The 14717-nt window shown below is 64.9% G+C and carries 23 protein-coding genes, 1 tRNA gene and 1 pseudogene; 3 read left to right on the top strand and 22 right to left on the bottom strand.

Features of this window, described 5'->3' with window-relative positions:
• Positions 1-623: 623 nt before the first annotated feature.
• A pseudogene (locus AC07RV_RS16890) lies at positions 624-920 on the top strand (recombinase zinc beta ribbon domain-containing protein); the annotation flags it as partial.
• Positions 921-967: 47 nt separating this feature from the next.
• Here AC07RV_RS16890 and AC07RV_RS16885 read toward each other — a convergent pair.
• The 19 genes from AC07RV_RS16885 to rplN all read right to left on the bottom strand — a co-directional run bounded on the left by AC07RV_RS16885 (position 968) and on the right by rplN (position 10345).
• The gene (locus tag AC07RV_RS16885; RefSeq protein WP_296788776.1) at positions 968-1105 is read right to left on the bottom strand and encodes a hypothetical protein; all 138 of its coding nucleotides are present in this window, start codon (positions 1103-1105) and stop codon (positions 968-970) included.
• A gap of 312 nt (positions 1106-1417) precedes the next feature.
• A tRNA-Met gene (locus tag AC07RV_RS16880) sits at positions 1418-1494 on the bottom strand.
• Positions 1495-1515: 21 nt separating this feature from the next.
• Positions 1516-1917 carry a 50S ribosomal protein L17 gene (rplQ, locus tag AC07RV_RS16875; protein WP_296788773.1) on the bottom strand — a complete coding sequence of 134 codons (402 nt, stop codon included), beginning with the start codon at positions 1915-1917 and terminating at the stop codon, positions 1516-1518.
• 87 nt (positions 1918-2004) lie between these two features.
• Positions 2005-2994, bottom strand: a complete 990-nt coding sequence (locus AC07RV_RS16870; protein ID WP_009124827.1) for a DNA-directed RNA polymerase subunit alpha — start codon at positions 2992-2994, stop codon at positions 2005-2007.
• Between the two features lie 145 nt (positions 2995-3139).
• Complete coding sequence (rpsD, locus tag AC07RV_RS16865) at positions 3140-3763, bottom strand: 30S ribosomal protein S4 (RefSeq protein ID WP_057593153.1); 624 nt, start codon at positions 3761-3763, stop codon at positions 3140-3142.
• Positions 3764-3893: 130 nt separating this feature from the next.
• Entirely contained in the window at positions 3894-4298 is a 405-nt protein-coding gene (rpsK, locus tag AC07RV_RS16860) for a 30S ribosomal protein S11 (protein ID WP_009124825.1), read from the bottom strand.
• A 13-nt stretch (positions 4299-4311) separates the two neighbouring features.
• Positions 4312-4677: a 30S ribosomal protein S13 gene (gene rpsM, locus AC07RV_RS16855; protein ID WP_013544105.1), complete on the bottom strand. Its 366-nt coding sequence runs from the start codon at positions 4675-4677 to the stop codon at positions 4312-4314.
• A gap of 23 nt (positions 4678-4700) precedes the next feature.
• Positions 4701-4814, bottom strand: coding sequence for a 50S ribosomal protein L36 (gene rpmJ / locus AC07RV_RS16850; protein WP_038201958.1), 114 nt, complete (start codon positions 4812-4814; stop codon positions 4701-4703).
• A gap of 49 nt (positions 4815-4863) precedes the next feature.
• Positions 4864-6177 carry a preprotein translocase subunit SecY gene (gene secY, locus AC07RV_RS16845; RefSeq protein WP_057593152.1) on the bottom strand — a complete coding sequence of 438 codons (1314 nt, stop codon included), beginning with the start codon at positions 6175-6177 and terminating at the stop codon, positions 4864-4866.
• Positions 6178-6209: 32 nt separating this feature from the next.
• Entirely contained in the window at positions 6210-6641 is a 432-nt protein-coding gene (gene rplO, locus AC07RV_RS16840) for a 50S ribosomal protein L15 (RefSeq protein WP_093351127.1), read from the bottom strand.
• An 11-nt stretch (positions 6642-6652) separates the two neighbouring features.
• A complete protein-coding gene (rpmD, locus tag AC07RV_RS16835; RefSeq protein WP_009124818.1) occupies positions 6653-6838 on the bottom strand; it encodes a 50S ribosomal protein L30 in 186 nt (61 codons plus the stop codon).
• Between the two features lie 35 nt (positions 6839-6873).
• Entirely contained in the window at positions 6874-7392 is a 519-nt protein-coding gene (gene rpsE, locus AC07RV_RS16830; protein ID WP_093351130.1) for a 30S ribosomal protein S5, read from the bottom strand.
• Positions 7393-7410: 18 nt separating this feature from the next.
• Entirely contained in the window at positions 7411-7776 is a 366-nt protein-coding gene (gene rplR / locus AC07RV_RS16825) for a 50S ribosomal protein L18 (RefSeq protein WP_057593190.1), read from the bottom strand.
• 14 nt (positions 7777-7790) lie between these two features.
• A complete protein-coding gene (rplF, locus tag AC07RV_RS16820; protein WP_093351132.1) occupies positions 7791-8324 on the bottom strand; it encodes a 50S ribosomal protein L6 in 534 nt (177 codons plus the stop codon).
• Between the two features lie 25 nt (positions 8325-8349).
• Positions 8350-8745: a 30S ribosomal protein S8 gene (gene rpsH / locus AC07RV_RS16815; protein WP_093351135.1), complete on the bottom strand. Its 396-nt coding sequence runs from the start codon at positions 8743-8745 to the stop codon at positions 8350-8352.
• A 20-nt stretch (positions 8746-8765) separates the two neighbouring features.
• Positions 8766-9071, bottom strand: coding sequence for a 30S ribosomal protein S14 (gene rpsN, locus AC07RV_RS16810; protein WP_057593146.1), 306 nt, complete (start codon positions 9069-9071; stop codon positions 8766-8768).
• An 8-nt stretch (positions 9072-9079) separates the two neighbouring features.
• Positions 9080-9619, bottom strand: coding sequence for a 50S ribosomal protein L5 (gene rplE, locus AC07RV_RS16805; RefSeq protein ID WP_093351137.1), 540 nt, complete (start codon positions 9617-9619; stop codon positions 9080-9082).
• Positions 9620-9630: 11 nt separating this feature from the next.
• Positions 9631-9963 (bottom strand): 50S ribosomal protein L24, encoded by a 333-nt coding sequence (gene rplX / locus AC07RV_RS16800; RefSeq protein WP_057593144.1) that lies wholly within the window; start codon positions 9961-9963, stop codon positions 9631-9633.
• Between the two features lie 13 nt (positions 9964-9976).
• The gene (rplN, locus tag AC07RV_RS16795) at positions 9977-10345 is read right to left on the bottom strand and encodes a 50S ribosomal protein L14 (RefSeq protein ID WP_093351140.1); all 369 of its coding nucleotides are present in this window, start codon (positions 10343-10345) and stop codon (positions 9977-9979) included.
• 225 nt (positions 10346-10570) lie between these two features.
• Here rplN and AC07RV_RS16790 point away from each other — a divergent pair, with 225 nt between their 5' ends.
• Positions 10571-11764 (top strand): esterase-like activity of phytase family protein, encoded by a 1194-nt coding sequence (locus AC07RV_RS16790; protein ID WP_296788763.1) that lies wholly within the window; start codon positions 10571-10573, stop codon positions 11762-11764.
• On the top strand, positions 11761-12618 hold the full coding sequence (gene proC / locus AC07RV_RS16785; protein WP_296788760.1) for a pyrroline-5-carboxylate reductase: 858 nt from the start codon (positions 11761-11763) through the stop codon (positions 12616-12618). Before AC07RV_RS16790 ends, proC begins: the two co-directional genes overlap by 4 nt.
• A 6-nt stretch (positions 12619-12624) precedes the next feature.
• On the opposite strand, the gene AC07RV_RS16780 is transcribed toward proC, so the two are convergent.
• From AC07RV_RS16780 to AC07RV_RS16770, 3 genes are read right to left on the bottom strand one after another with little or no spacing between them, the layout of a single operon-like run.
• Positions 12625-13140 (bottom strand): MaoC/PaaZ C-terminal domain-containing protein, encoded by a 516-nt coding sequence (locus AC07RV_RS16780; protein WP_296788757.1) that lies wholly within the window; start codon positions 13138-13140, stop codon positions 12625-12627.
• Between the two features lie 29 nt (positions 13141-13169).
• Positions 13170-14069, bottom strand: coding sequence for a 4-hydroxybenzoate octaprenyltransferase (gene ubiA / locus AC07RV_RS16775; protein WP_296788754.1), 900 nt, complete (start codon positions 14067-14069; stop codon positions 13170-13172).
• A complete protein-coding gene (locus AC07RV_RS16770; RefSeq protein ID WP_057593138.1) occupies positions 14066-14647 on the bottom strand; it encodes a Dps family protein in 582 nt (193 codons plus the stop codon). The genes ubiA and AC07RV_RS16770 overlap by 4 nt, the downstream gene beginning before the upstream one ends.
• Between the last annotated feature and the right edge of the window lie 70 nt (positions 14648-14717).

Genomic DNA, 14717 nt, shown 5'->3' with positions numbered 1-14717 from the left:
CTGAACGCGCAACTCAACACGCGTGACGACCGGTCACGATAGAGCGGAATCGTCGGTCACGTTCGCTGGAATACGCAGTTTGAACAACGCACCAAGAAAACTGCTCCAGGCTCGAAAGGGCCGGGAACACGAAAAACTCTCCGCCATAGAACTTCGCGGATCGAGTTCCCATGCTCTTCGACAGAGTCGAGATCATTCTCGAAGTCACTCAAAACAATGCCAAAGGCGCCGCGATGGAGCCTCTCCATGATTTGCTCTAACCGGTCAACCCCAGGGTCGGATGTTGCAGCTGTCCAGCTATTTGGCAGAAGAGCGAAGTCTGCCTCGACCTTGACACCAATCGCGGACTTCAACTCTTCGGGTGCCGTCAGCCATCGAACGCCAGACGCTTGTGTTCGTTGCATTGGTTCTTTGAACTCGGGGAGTTCAGCGAGCTGATGGGATACCCAACCCGTGACGGGGCCATCAACGCTTTGCCACCCACGCCCTCGCCAACCTAAAGGGTCAGGCCGGACCGCACTAGACACGGGCAACGGAGAAGGCGTGCGCCTGCCCAATAGCAGGAAGCTGACATCAACGCCCAGAGTCGCAACACGCTCCAAGTAGACGGCATCGGGCGAACGATGACCGTTTTCGTAGTTCGACTGCGAATTCAGGCTGAATCGCCGAATCTGCGCATCATCGACCAGGCCCTGTGGGATCAGACGCGGCCGATCGAACTCAAGCGCAGCAATTCGACGCGGGCCGCCCCATGGCACGCTGTTCGGTGGCCTGCTGCGCTGCGCTGCGACGCGTGCGGCGGTCCCATCACGGCGATCAACGGAAGCCGATACGGCTGCAGCGCGCACAAAGACAAGGGACCGACCGCATGCAGCAGCTCGGCGACTTGGCGCCGGACCGACGTCGACCAGCGCCTGCTGGCAGAGCTGCGCGAGGATCTGCTCAGTCCCGAAGCACTGGCCGAGGTTCAGACAACCCCGTCAAGCGCCTGCTGGCCGAGCTGGATGGCGGGCAAGAGCGTGCACAGGCGGCCGCTCGCCGGCGCGGCGTTGAGCTCGACCGCGAGATACAGCGCATCGTGGATGCCATCGTCGCGTTGGCGCAAGCGAGGCACTGGCGGCGCGCCTTCGCGATGCGGAGCTGGAGCGGAAGACTTTGCAGGCCACGCTGGAACAGGCGCCCGCGCCGCTGGCCAGCGCCGGCGAGATCGCTGCGCGCTACCGGCAGTTGGTCATGAACCTGAAGGAGACACTGAGCGGCGATGCGACTACGGTGTCGCAGGCCAGGCCCGTCATCGCGGGCCTACTTGGTTCGGTCACGCTGCTGCGTGACGCGGACACCTGCGAGAGCTGGGCCCGAATGAAAAATCCCGCCGAACAACTGCTTGTAGCAGCCGCTGGCGGGACGTCTCTAATAATGGTTGCGCGAGCAAGATTTGAACTTGCGACCTTTGGGTTATGAGCCCAACGAGCTACCAGGCTGCTCCATCGCGCGGCAAGAGATAAATTATAGCACTTATTCGGCGGCGGTCTGGTCGGTGCCAGAAACTTCGCTCACTTCAGGGCGATCGACGAGTTCGACCAGCGCCATCGGCGCGTTGTCGCCCACGCGGAAACCCATCTTCAGGATGCGGGTGTAGCCACCGGGACGCGCGGCGAAGCGCGGGCCCAGTTCGCCGAACAGCTTGACGACGGAGTCGCGGCTGCGCAGGCGGTCGAAGGCCAGGCGCTTGTTGGCGACGGTGGGCTTCTTGGCGAGCGTGATCATCGGCTCGATGACGCGGCGCAGTTCCTTGGCCTTGGGGACCGTGGTCTTGATGACTTCGTGCTCGATGAGCGAATTCATCATGTTCTGCAGCATCGCGAGGCGGTGCGAGCTGGTTCGGTTGAGTTTGCGGAGTCCGTGTCCGTGACGCATGGTGCTTTCCTTTGCTTTTTGAAGAACGGGCAGCCGTGTCAGGTACTGCCCGGTGCACTGGCCCTTTTCAGAGGGCCGTTAAAAAAATCAACGCTTGTCGAGGCCGGCCGGCGGCCAGCTTTCGAGCTTCATACCCAGGGTCAGGCCGCGCGAGGCGAGCACTTCCTTGATTTCGTTGAGCGACTTGCGACCCAGGTTCGGGGTCTTGAGCAGCTCGTTCTCGGTACGCTGGATCAGGTCGCCGATGTAGTAGATGTTTTCGGCCTTCAGGCAGTTGGCCGAACGCACGGTGAGCTCGAGCTCGTCGACCGGGCGCAGCAGGATCGGGTCGAACTGCTGTGCGCTGCGCGGTGCCGGTGCATCGAACGCGGCCAGTTCACCGCCTTCGAGCTGCGCGAACACGGCGAGCTGCTCGACCAGGATCTTGGCCGAGGCGCGCACGGCGTCTTCGGCGGTGATCGCGCCGTTGGTCTCGATTTCGACCAGCAGCTTGTCGAGGTCGGTGCGCTGCTCGACGCGGGCGCTTTCGACGGTGTAGCTCACGCGCTTCACGGGCGAGAACGAAGCATCGAGAACGATGCGGCCGATCGACTTGGTCGGCTCGTCGGCATAGCGGCGCATCGTGCCGGGCACATAGCCGCGGCCCTTCTCGACCTTGATCTGCATGTCGAGCTTGCCGCCTTGCGACAGGTGAGCGATCACGTGGTCGGGATTGATGATCTCGACGTCGTGCGGGGTCTGGATGTCCGAGGCCAGGACCGGACCTTCGCCGTCCTTGCGCAGGCTCAGCGTGACTTCATCGCGGTTGTGGAGCTTGAACACCACGCCCTTGAGGTTCAGCAGGATGTTGACGACGTCTTCCTGCACGCCATCGATCGACGAGTACTCGTGCAGAACGCCGGCGATCGTGACTTCGGTGGCCGAATAACCGACCATGGACGACAGCAGCACGCGACGCAGCGCGTTGCCGAGCGTGTGGCCGTAGCCGCGCTCGAAAGGCTCGAGCGTCACCTTGGCCTTGTTGGCCGCGAGTTGCTCGACCTGGATGGTCTTGGGTTTCAGCAGGGTGGTTTGCATGCAGACTTCCTCTCAATACCCCCGGCTCGTTACACCGGTAAGGCTGGTGAAGCGCCTGGCCCGCAGCGCGAGTGCGGCACGAACCAGGAACGTGAACAACAAAAACAGGACTCCCGCCGCCGCTTGCGCGGTGCGGGAGTGGAAATCAACGCGAATACAGTTCGACGATCAGCGATTCGTTGATGTCCGCAGCGAATTCGTCGCGGTCCGGGACCTTCTTGAAGGTGCCTTCGGCCTTGTCGGCATTCACGTCGACCCAGCCGGGGATACCGACTTGCTGGGCGAGTTGCAGTGCTTCGACGACGCGGTTCTGCTTCTTCGACTTCTCGCGCACGGCGATCACGTCGCCGGTCTTCACCAGGTACGACGGGATGTTGACCGACTGGCCATTCACCGTGATGGCCTTGTGCGACACGAGCTGGCGCGCTTCGGCGCGGGTCGAGCCGAAGCCCATGCGGTAGACGACGTTGTCCAGGCGCGACTCGAGCAGGAACAGCAGGTTGGCGCCGGTGTTGCCACGGCGGCGATCGGCTTCTTCGAAGTAGCGGCGGAACTGCTTCTCGAGCACGCCGTACATGCGCTTGACCTTCTGCTTCTCACGCAGCTGCAGACCGTAGTCCGAGGTGCGCTGACCCGAGGTACGGCCGTGCTGGCCGGGCTTGGAGTCGAACTTGGCCTTGTCCTGGATCGAGCGACGGGCGCTCTTCAGGAACAGGTCGGTGCCTTCGCGGCGGGAAAGTTTGGCCTTGGGGCCGAGGTAGCGTGCCACGTCTTTTCCTTTGTTTGCTGCCGCAGTCGCCTGCGGGAGCCATCGACAACAGAGTGCCGATGGCGGTGGGCTTAGTTAAAAAACAAATGCGCAGCCGCTTTGAAACGGCTGCGCCTGAGGGGACTGACGCTCAGATGCGACGACGCTTCTGGGGACGGCAGCCGTTGTGCGGAACGGGCGTCACGTCGGCAATGGAATTGATCCGGATGCCGAGCGCAGCCAGTGCGCGCACCGACGATTCGCGACCGGGGCCGGGGCCCTTGATCTCGACGTCGAGGTTCTTGATGCCTTGTTCGACAGCAGCACGGCCGGCCACTTCGGAAGCGACCTGCGCGGCGAACGGGGTCGACTTGCGCGAGCCCTTGAAGCCCTGGCCACCCGACGAAGCCCACGACAGGGCGTTGCCCTGGCGATCGGTGATCGTGATGATGGTGTTGTTGAACGAGGCGTGCACGTGAGCGATGCCGTCCGCAACGTTCTTGCGAACCTTCTTGCGAACGCGCTGTGCGGCGTTGTTGGCAGGAGCTTTAGCCATGCTGTTTCAATCCTTACTTCTTCAGGGACTGCGCAGCCTTGCGCGGACCCTTGCGGGTGCGGGCATTGGTGCGCGTGCGCTGGCCGCGCATCGGCAGGCCGCGACGATGACGGAAGCCGCGGTAGCAGCCGATGTCCATCAAGCGCTTGATGTTCATCGTCGTCTCGCGGCGCAGGTCGCCTTCGATCGTGAACAAGGCGATCTGGTCGCGGATCTTTTCGAGATCGGCGTCCGTCAGATCCTTGATCTTCTTCGAATATTCGATGCCGCTCGCTTCGCAGATTTGACGGGCGCGGGTGCGACCGATACCGAAGATGGCGGTCAGGCCGATCTCAGCGTGCTTGTGCGGCGGAATGTTGATGCCAGCAATACGTGCCATGTGCGTCCTCTAATACTCTTTGATCAACCCTGGCGCTGCTTGTGGCGCGGGTCGGTACAGATCACGCGCACCACACCCTTGCGGCGGATGATCTTGCAATTACGGCAGATGGTTTTGACCGAAGCCGAAACTCTCATTTCATTCTCCTAAAACTCTGTTCAACCCGGCGGGCCAGTGCCCTGTGCCTTACGAAGTCTTGAAATTGGCCTTCTTCAGCAGCGACTCGTACTGCTGGGACATCATGTAGTTTTGGACCTGGGCCATGAAGTCCATCGTGACGACCACGATGATCAACAGGGAGGTACCGCCGAAATAGAACGGAACGTTGTATTTCAGGATCAGGAACTCGGGCAGCAGGCAGACGAAGGTGATGTACACCGCGCCGGCCAACGTCAGGCGAACCAGAATCTTGTCGATGTAGCGCGCCGTCTGATCACCCGGGCGGATGCCCGGAATGAACGCACCGCTCTTCTTCAGGTTGTCGGCGGTCTCGCGGCTGTTGAACACGAGGGCCGTATAGAAGAAGCAGAAGAACACGATCGCGGCGGCATACAGCAGCACGTAGATCGGCTCGCCCGGGCGCAGCGCGCTGGCCACATCCTTGATCCAGCGGAACCCGCCTTCGCCGGTGCTGAACCAGCCCACCACCGTCGCCGGCAGCAGAATGATCGAGGACGCGAAGATCGGCGGAATCACACCGGCCATGTTCAGCTTCAGCGGCAGGTGCGACGACTGACCGCCATACACCTTGTTGCCGACCTGGCGCCGCGCATAGTTCACGAGGATCTTGCGTTGGCCGCGTTCGACGAACACCACGAAGTAGGTGACCAGCACCACCACCGCGACGATGAACAGCGCGATGATCACGTTCATGGCGCCGGTACGAACCAGCTCCAGCAGACCGCCGATGGCGTTCGGCAGGCCGGCGGCGATACCCGCGAAGATCAGGATCGAGATGCCGTTGCCCAGGCCGCGTTCGGTGATCTGCTCGCCGAGCCACATCAGGAACATCGAACCTGCCGTCAGGCTCACCATGGCGGTGATCCGGAAGCCGAAGCCGGGCGAGATCACCAGGCCAGCCGACGACTCGAGCGCCACTGCGATGCTGAACGACTGGAACAGCGCCAGACCCAGTGCACCGTAACGGGTGTACTGCGTGATCTTGCGGCGACCGGCCTCGCCTTCCTTCTTCAATTGCTCGAAGCTCGGAAGCACGTAGGTCATCAGCTGCATGATGATCGACGCCGAGATGTACGGCATGATCCCCAGCGCAAACACCGTGAAACGCGACAGCGCGCCACCCGAGAACATGTTGAACAGGCTCAGGATGCCGCCCTGCTGCCCCTGGAACAACGCCGCGAGCTGGTCGGGGTTGATGCCGGGCACGGGAATGTGCGCGCCGATCCGGTAGACCACGAGCGCGAGCAGCAAGAAGACCAGCCGGCGACGCAGGTCACCGAACTTGCCCGTCTTTGCGATCGTTGCCGCGTTAGTTGCCACGAGGAGCTTCTTTCAGTCCGAAGGTCTGTCGATCAGGCGACGCTGCCGCCGGCCGCTTCGATCGCGGCCTTGGCACCAGCGGTGGCACCGACGCCCGTCAGCTTGACGGCCTTGGTGAGTTCGCCGGTCTTGATGATCTTCACCACCTTGGCGAGCTGGCCCACGAGGCCGGCTTGCTTCAGGGCGAGCACATCGACTTCGGCCAGGCCGAGCTGCTCGAGAGCAGCCAGCGTGACTTCGGCGTTGAACTTGAGCGTCTGCGACTTGAAGCCACGCTTCGGCAGGCGACGCTGCAGCGGCATTTGACCGCCTTCGAAGCCGACCTTGTGGAAACCGCCTGCGCGCGACTTCTGGCCCTTGTGACCGCGACCCGCGGTCTTGCCGATGCCGGAGCCGATACCGCGGCCAACGCGGCGCTTGGCGTGCTTGGCGCCATCCGCCGGCTTGATGCCATTGAGTTCCATATCAGTCTCTCTTACAGAACTTTGACCAGATAACTGATCTTGTTGATCATGCCGCGCACCGCGGGGGTGTCCTGCAGTTCGCTCACGCTGTTGAGCTTGCGCAGGCCCAGGCCACGAACGGTGGCACGGTGCGATTCCTTGGTGCCGATCGGGCTCTTGACCAATTGCACCTTCAGGGTTTGTTGTTGCGTCGTCATTTGAATGCTTCCTTCAGCCTTGCAAGAGCTCGCGCTCAGGCGAAGATTTCTTCGACGGTCAGGCCGCGCTTGGCAGCCACTGCGGACGCGGTCGTCGAATTCTTCAACCCGTCGAGCGTGGCGCGAACCATGTTGTAGGGATTCGACGAACCATGGCTCTTGGCCACGATGTCGGTGATGCCCAAGACTTCGAACACGGCGCGCATCGGGCCGCCGGCGATGATGCCGGTACCCTTGGGGGCCGGGTACATCACGACCGTGGAGGCGCCGTGGTGGCCCTGCACCTGGTGGTGCAGCGTGCCGTTCTTGATCGGAGCCTTGAACAGATTGCGACGGGCTTCTTCCATCGCCTTCTGCACGGCAGCGGGCACTTCCTTCGACTTGCCCTTGCCCATGCCGACGCGGCCATCGCCGTCACCGACCACGGTGAGTGCTGCGAAACCGAGGATACGACCACCCTTCACCACCTTGGTGACGCGGTTGATCGCGATCATCTTCTCGCGCAGACCGTCCTCGGGGCCTTCGTTCTGCGTTCTTGCCTGAATCTTTGCCATTTTGAATCTCGTGTCCGGTTAGAACTGCAGGCCGGCTTCGCGGGCGGCATCGGCCAGCGCCTTGACGCGGCCGTGGTACGCAAAACCTGCGCGGTCGAAGGCAACCTTCTCGACGCCGGCGGCCTTCGCTTTTTCGGCGATGCGCTTGCCGATGGCGGTGGCTGCAGCGGTGTTGCCACCCTTGCCCGAGCCGCCGAGCGCGGTGCGCACTTCGGCTTCGGCGGTGGAGGCCGTGGCCAGCACCTTCGAGCCGTCGCCGGAGATGACGGTCGCGTAGATGTGCAGGTTGGTACGGTTCACCGTGAGGCGAGCCACACCCTGCGTCGCGATGCGGATGCGGGTCTGGCGCGAACGGCGGAGACGCTGTGCTTTTTTGGTCAACATCATTTTGCTGCCCCTTACTTCTTCTTGGTCTCTTTGATCACGATCTTCTCGTCCGCATAACGGATACCCTTGCCCTTGTAGGGCTCGGGCGGACGAACGGCACGGATCTCAGCGGCCACTTGGCCGACGCGCTGGCGGTCGGCACCCTTGATCACGATTTCGGTCGGGGTCGCGGTGGCCACCGTGATGCCTTGCGGCATGTCGATGTTGACCGGGTGCGAGTAACCGACTTGCAGGTTCAACTTGGAACCCTGGGCGGCGGCCTTGTAGCCCACGCCAACCAGGTTGAGCTTCTTCTCGAAGCCCTTGGTCACGCCGACCACCATGTTGTTCACGAGCTGACGAATCGTGCCGCTCATCGCGTTGGCTTCACGCGAATCGTTGGCCGGCTCGAAGCTCAGCTTGCCGTCCTTGCTGACGACGTTGACCAGTGCGTTGCGCGCGAGGCTGAGCGAACCGCCCGTGCCCTTGACGCTGATCTGGTCTTCCTTGATCGACACATCCACGCCTTGGGGGATGGCGACCGGCGATTTTCCTACTCGGGACATTTCAGTGTTCTCCTCGATGTCTCGGTCAGGCGACGTAGCACAGCACTTCGCCACCGACACCGGAGGCGCGTGCCTTGCGGTCGGTCATCACGCCCTGGGGGGTCGTGACGATCGCAACGCCGAGGCCGTTCTGGACTTGCGGAATGGCAGTGCTGGACTTGTAGACGCGCAGGCCGGGGCGGCTCACGCGCTCGATGCGCTCGATGACCGGGCGACCAGCGTAGTACTTCAGCGAAATTTCGAGTTCGCTCTTGCCGGCTTCGGTCTTGACCTGGAAGCCGTCGATGTAGCCCTCGTCCTTCAGGACCTGCGCGATCGCGATCTTCACCTTGGAAGACGGGACCGACACAGTGGGCTTCGCCACCATCTGCGCGTTGCGGATACGCGTCAGCAGGTCGGCAATGGGATCACTCATGCTCATGTTGTTTGCTCCTGCCTGGCTTACCAGCTGGCCTTGATGACACCGGGGATGTCACCGTTGAAGGCCAGTTCGCGGATCTTGGCGCGGGCCAGACCGAATTGACGGAAGGTGCCGCGCGGACGACCGGTGATTTCGCAACGGTTGCGTTGACGCGTGGGGTTCGCGTTGCGCGGGAGCTTTTGCAGTGCCAGGCGGGCGGCTGCGCGCTCTTCTTCGGTCTTCTTGAGGTCGTTCGAGGCGGCCTTCAGTTCGGCGTGCTTGGCGGCGAACTTGGCAACCAGCTTGTCGCGCTTGAGTTCGCGCTGGATCAAAGATGCTTTAGCCACAAATCACCTCAGTTCTTGAACGGGAAACGGAAGCCGGCGAGCAGCGCCTTGGCTTCTTCATCGGTCTTGGCCGTCGTCGTGATGCTGATGTTCAGACCACGCAGGGCGTCGACCTTGTCGTACTCGATCTCGGGGAAAATGATCTGCTCTTTCACACCGATGTTGTAGTTGCCGCGACCGTCGAAGGCACGACCCGAGATACCGCGGAAGTCGCGAACGCGGGGCAGAGCCACCGTCACGAAGCGGTCCAGGAATTCGTACATCTGGACGCCGCGCAGCGTGACCATGCAGCCGATGGGTTGGTTCTCGCGGATCTTGAAACCGGCGATGGCCTTCTTCGACTTGGTGACCACGGGCTTCTGGCCGGCGATCTTGGTCAGGTCGGCAACGGCGTTGTCGAGGACCTTCTTGTCGGCGACAGCTTCACCCACGCCCATGTTGAGCGTGATCTTGGTGAGGCGCGGGACCTGCATCGGCGAGACATAACCGAACTTCTCGGTCAGGTCCTTGGCGATCTTTTCGCGATAGTGTTGTTGGAGACGTGCCATCTGAGTACCTCTTAGGCGATCTTGATTTCTTCGCCGCTGGACTTGAAGACACGCACTGCGACGCGCTTGCCTTCGGCATCCTGGCTCACCTTGATGCCCACGCGATCGGCCTTGCCGGTCGCGGCATTGAAGATCGCCACGTTGGATTGGTGAATCGGCATGGCCTTCTCGACGATGCCACCGGTCGTGCCCTTGAGCGGGTTCGGCTTGGTGTGCTTCTTGACGAGGTTGATGCCTTCGACGAGCACGTGCGAGTCGTCCTTGCGCAGCGTCACGACGCCGCGCTTGCCCTTGTCGCGGCCGGCCAACACGATGACCTGGTCGCCTTTGCGAATCTTGTTCATGGCGTTGTTGTCCTTAGAGAACTTCGGGTGCCAGCGACACGATCTTCATGAACTTCTCGGTGCGCAGTTCGCGCGTCACCGGTCCGAAGATGCGGGTGCCGATCGGCTCCAGCTTGGCGTTGAGCAGCACGGCGGCATTGCCGTCGAACTTGACGAGCGAACCGTCGCTGCGACGGATGCCCTTGGCGGTGCGCACGACCACTGCGCTGTAGATCTCGCCCTTCTTGACGCGACCACGCGGAGCGGCTTCCTTGATGCTGACCTTGATGACGTCGCCCACGCTGGCATAACGCCGCTTGGAGCCACCGAGCACCTTGATACACAGGACGGACTTCGCGCCTGTGTTGTCGGCCACTTCGAGCCGGGATTCAGTTTGGATCATTTCTTGATATTCCCAACTTGTACCAATGCGCGGCCCGGAGGGATTCGCGTGTCTCGCATCGGTCAGTCTTGGGCCCGCCGTCCGCGCCTCGAACCACTCGAAGCGCTTCCCGTTTGGGCTGAAATCTTCGCCTTTTTGAAGCGAAGCCCGCGATTGTGGCACCCGCCTGCTTCGATGTCAACTGCCTTCTTTGCGCCGCCCGCCAAGACACTAGACTCTGGCCCCGTGCGCCCTCCTGCCCCCACCCCCTCGTTCTCGACCACCCGCCGCCTCGTGCTGGGCGGCCTCGCGGGGGCCGCCGGCGCCCTGGCGCTGGGCGTCGCCGGCTGCGGCGCCCCGGCGGCCGCGCCCGATGCCCCGGCGCCCGTCCGGCTGCGCCGCCTCGCGGAAGCGCGCTGGCCGCACCGGCTCTCCATCGGCGGCACGCCGGCGGGCGGGCTCTCGGGCATCGACTTCGACGCCCGCGCAGGTGAGTACCTGCTCCTGAGCGACGACCGGTCGGACCTGGCGCCCGTGCGCTTCTATATGGCGCGCTGGCCGGCGCCCTGGAGCGCCGCGCCCGAAGCCACCGGTGTCGTCGAACTGCAACGCCCGGGTGGCGGCCCCTGGCCTTCGCGCCGCCAGGCCATCGCCGGCCTGCCGGTGCCCGACCCCGAATCGCTGCGCCTGCGCCCCGACACCGGCACCCTGCTGTGGAGCAGCGAGGGCGACCTCGCGCGCGGCTTCGGCCCCGCGCTCTACGAATCGGCGCGCGACGGCCGCTTCCTGCGCGAATTCGCGCTGCCCGCCATGTTCCAGCCCGACCCGGCCCAGCGCCGCGGCGCGCGCGACAACCTCGCCTTCGAGGGCCTCGCGCTGACGCCCGATGGCCGCACGGCCTGGCTGGCGATGGAGAACGCGCTGATCCAGGACGGCCCCGTGCCCACGGTCGACGCCGCCGGCGGCCCCTGCCGCTTCACGCGCATCGACCTGGCCAGCGGCCGGGCGACCGGCCAGATCGCCTATGTGCCCGACGCGATTCCCCTGCGTCCGCTGCTGCCGGGCACCTATGCCGACAACGGCGTGAGCGAGGTGCTGATGATCGACGCGCACCGCATGCTGGTGCTCGAGCGTGCCTACGCCGCCGGCACCGGGAATTCGCTGCGCCTCTATGAAATAGACACCCGCGGCGGCAGCGACGTGCTGGGCCTGGAGGCGCTGGCCCCTGGCAACCACCGGCCGGTCGCCAAGACCCTGGTCGCCGATTTCTCCCGGCTCGGGGCCGGCAACGGTCTCTCGCGCCTCGACAACAGCGAGGGCATGTGCTGGGGCCCGCCGCTGCCCGGTGGCGGGCGGACGCTGATGATCGTCAGCGACGACAATTTCAACCCGCTGCAGATCACGCAGTTCGCCGCCTTCGAATTCCTCGACCGACCATGACCATCGCCGCCACCTTCCTGCCCCGCAACGCCCCCGCGCCGCTGCCACCCATCGCCTTCATCGGCGGCGGCAACATGGCCAGCGCCATCATCGGCGGGCTGATCCAGCAAGGCACGCCGGCCACCTCCTTCGAGGTGGTCGAGCCCTTCGAGGAGGCGCGCGCCAGGCTGACCAACACCTTCGGCATCGCGGCCCAGCCGGAGGCCGGCGCGGCGCTGTCGCGCTGCGCGGTGGTGGTCTGGGCGGTCAAGCCCCAGACCTTCGCCGAGGCCACGCGCCCGGTGCGCCCCTTCGCCGAAAACGCCCTGCACCTGAGCGTGGCCGCGGGCATTCCGTCCGACAGCATCGCCCGCTGGCTGGCCACCGAGCGCGTGGTGCGGGCCATGCCGAACACGCCGGCGCTGGTCGGCCAGGGCATGACGGGCCTGTTCGCGCGCGCCGGTGCCGACGGCGCCGACCGCGCGCTGGTCGGCCAGCTGCTGACGCCCACCGGCGAGCTGATCTGGGTCGACGAAGAACCCGCGCTCGACGCGGTGACCGCGATGTCGGGCTCGGGCCCGGCCTACGTGTTCTATTTCATCGAGGCCATGACCGAGGCCGGCATCGAGATGGGCCTCACGCCCGACCAGGCGCAGCGCCTGGCGATCGGCACCTTCACCGGCGCCTCGGCGCTGGCCGACAGCGCGCACGAGCCGCCCGCGGTGCTGCGCGAGCGCGTGACCTCCAAGGGCGGCACCACCTATGCGGCGATCAGCGCACTGCAGCAGGCCGACGTCAAGGGGCAGTTCAAGACCGCGATCCGCGCGGCGCAGAAGCGCGCGGCCGAGCTCGGCGAGGAATTCGGCCGCGGCTGAGGGCCCTCAGGCCGGCGGCGCGTCGAAGGTGCCCGCCAGCGCGCGCGGGCCGAGGAAGAACAGCCAGTCGGCCGCCAGCGTGACGGTGCCGTCCTCCAGCTCGAGCTGCAGCGCCTCCTTCAGCAGGAAGCTGTCGCCGGGCTTGGGCGTGACCTCCGCGATGCGCACGCGCGCCCGGAAGCGCGCGCCCACCGGCATCGGCCGCACGAAACGCAGGCGGTCGAAGCCGTAGTTCAGCGCATGGTTGGTGTCGAAGGGCAGCAGGCTGCGCATCGCCTCGCCGCTAAGCTTGATCAGGTGCGAGACCTGGAAGAAGCCCTGCACGATGGCGCCGCCGTAGCCGGCCTCGCGCGCGGCGCGCTCCGGATCGAGATGGATCCATTCGCCCTCGCCGTCGCCCGAGAGCTCGGCATAGCGCGCCACCATGTCCTGCGTGATGCGATGCCACTCCGAATGGGCCTCCCGGCCGATCCGGCCGCGCAGCTGCGCCAGCGTGGCCTGGGCGTCGGGCGTGGGCTGCATGCGGTTTCGTCTCCGGGCCGGGTCGTGGATCAGCGCAAGCCGTAGCCGGCCACCACGCCGGCGAAGACCGCGAAGCCCAGCCAGTGGTTGAGCCGGAAGGCCTGGAAGCAGCCTTCGCGCGTGCGATCGCGGATCAGCCGCCAGTGCCAGGCCGCCTGCCCCGCCGCGATCGCGATCGCGAGGTAGAACACGGCGCCGAGCCCGCGGCTCGCGCCGGCCCAGGTCCACACGACGAGGAAGACCGCATAGCTCGCCATCACCGCCGCCACGTCGTAGCGGCCGAAGGTGATGGCCGAGGTCTTCATGCCGATCTTGAGGTCGTCGTCGCGGTCGACCATCGCGTACTCGGTGTCATAGGCCAGCACCCAGAACAGGTTGCCCGCCAGCAGCCACCACGCGAAGGCAGGCACGGTCGCCTGCACGGCCGCGAAGGCCATCGGAATGCCGAAGCTGAACGCGATGCCGAGCACCGCCTGCGGGATCGACACGAAGCGCTTCGCATAGGGATAGACCAGCGTGACCGCGAGCGCGGCGAACGACCAGTACACCGTGACCCGGTTGGTCGTGAGCACCAGGCCGAAGGCCACCAGCGCGAGCACCGCGCCGAACAGCAGCGCCTCGCGCACCGAGATCTCGCCGCTGGTCACGGGCCGCTGCGCGGTGCGCTTCACGTGGCGGTCGAAGTCGCGGTCGGCCACGTCGTTGACGCAGCAGCCCGCGCTGCGCATCAGGATCGTGCCGAGCACGAACACCGCGATCAGGTGCCAGCCCGGCCAGCCGTCGGCCGCGAACCAGAGCGCGCCGAGGCTGGGCCACAGCAGCAGCAGCCAGCCCGCGGGACGGTTCCAGCGGATCAGGTCGAGGTACACGGCAAAACGCCCGCGGCGTGGCGCGGGCGTGAGGCCGTGAGGGGCGGGATGGGTGGTCAATCCTCGAGCAGCGAACGCAGCATCCAGGCGGTCTGGTCGTGCACCGTGCAGCGCGCGGTCAGCATGTCGGCCGTCGGATCGTCGCCGGCTTCCTCGGCCACGGGGATGAATTCGCGCGCGATGCGCGACACCGTCTCGTGGCCCTTCACGAGGATGCGCACCATCTCCATCGCCTTGGGCGGGTCCTGCGGCACGTCGGGCACGGTGGCGATCTTGCTGAACTCGGCGTACGAACCCGGCGCGTAGTGGCCCAGCGCGCGGATGCGCTCGGCGATCACGTCGGTCGAGTTCCACAGCTCGGTGTACTGCGCCATGAACATCGCATGCAGCGAGTTGAAGTGCGGGCCCGTCACGTTCCAGTGGAAGTTGTGGGTGGTGAGGTAGAGCGTGTAGGTGTCGGCGAGCACGCGGCTCAGGCCTTCGGCGATGGCCGCGCGGTCCTGGCGCTCGATGCCGATGTTGATGATCGGCGCATTGCGGCTGCCGGACTCCTGCGCGACCACCGCGCCGCCCTTCTTGGGCACCTTGCCGGCGGAGGAAGCGGGAGAGGGCTTGGTTTTCTTGGGAGCTTTGGCCATGGCAAAAGGTCTTTCTTCAAGTTGGGAGTGACACCGGAATTCTCGAAGCCGGCGCGCGGCTTCGCAACAG

This window comes from Variovorax sp. GW821-FHT09B01, assembly GCF_059418345.1.
Note: the sequence above shows the minus strand (reverse complement) of the source record. Positions and strands in the feature narration are given on the sequence as shown.